We start from the raw sequence: 1259 nt of genomic DNA on the forward strand, positions 1-1259 counted from the left end.
TTGTAGTGGCATAGTGAATTTGGTCACTTAGTTAGAGGTGATATCATCACCTCATAAGTTAACAGGTGACATTATGACAAAACGTACAAGACGACTATTTAGCGCAGAATTTAAGTTAGAAGCAGCGCAGCTAGTCTTAGACCAAAATTACTCAGTGACTGAAGCAGCCCAAGCCATGAATGTGGGCAAGTCCACGATGGATAAATGGGTTCGCCAGCTTAGAGAAGAACGCCAAGGGAAAACACCGAAAGCTTCACCTATGACCCCTGAGCAAATAGAAATTCGGGAATTGAAAAAGAAGCTAGCGCGCCTTGAAGAGCATAATGAAATACTAAAAAAAGCCACGGCTCTCTTGATGTCGGACTCACTGAACAATTCTTGATAATCAAGAAACTCAAGCAGAGCCACAGTGTAAAAATATTATGCGAAGTCTTCAATGTTCATCGAAGTAGTTATAACTATTGGCTTAAACGCCCAGCGTTAATTAATGCGGAAACAATAAAGCTGCGCAGCTTGATTAGCGAGGCTTACGCCGCAAGCAATGGCTCTGCGGGAGCGAGAACCATTGCAGATATAGTCACAAATCAGGGTGTAAAGCTGAGCCGATACCGAGCAACAAAGCTAATGAGAACGCTTGGTTTAGTGAGTTGCCAAGAGCCAAAGCATCGCTACAGAAAGGCTTCACAAGAACATATTGACGTTCCAAATCACTTAGGTCGTCAGTTTGCGGTTACCGGCCCAAATGAGGTCTGGGCTGGTGATGTTACGTATATTTGGACAGGTAATCGGTGGATGTATTTAGCAGTTGTTATCGATCTTTTTGCCCGAAAAGTGATTGGTTGGTCGATGTCTCTATCACCTGATTCTAAGCTAACAGGCAAAGCTCTTTCGATGGCTTATGAGTCTCGTGGTAAGCCTAAAGGTGTTATGTTCCATAGCGATCAAGGCAGTCATTATACTAGCCGTAAATACCGTCAATTGCTGTGGCGTTTTCAAATAAAACAGAGTTTATCTCGCCGAGGAAATTGTTGGGATAATGCGCCGATGGAGCGCTTCTTTAGAAGTCTGAAAACGGAATGGGTGCCAACTGTGGGTTATCGTAGCTTCGCTGAGGCTCAACGAGAGGTTACCCGTTACATTATCGGATATTACTGCCAACTCAGACCACATCAGTATAACGGTGGTTTAACTCCCAATGAATCAGAACGATTATATTGGGAAAACTCTAAAACCGTGGCCAATTTTAGTTGACCACTACA

At 43.5% G+C, this 1259-nt stretch carries 1 protein-coding gene; it reads left to right on the top strand.

All coding sequences use genetic code 11. From position 1 onward, the window contains the following. Nucleotides 1-73 precede the first annotated feature (73 nt). Nucleotides 74-1251 (top strand): IS3 family transposase gene (locus AACV12_RS11195; RefSeq protein ID WP_170901616.1). Its coding sequence is split into 2 segments (ribosomal slippage): nucleotides 74-332 and nucleotides 332-1251, totalling 1179 coding nucleotides; the frame shifts between segments, so codons are not numbered across the junction. Nucleotides 1252-1259 lie beyond the last annotated feature (8 nt).

Source organism: Vibrio sp. 2-2(8), from assembly GCF_963888495.1.
In the GTDB taxonomy this organism is placed as follows: domain Bacteria; phylum Pseudomonadota; class Gammaproteobacteria; order Enterobacterales; family Vibrionaceae; genus Vibrio; species Vibrio anguillarum.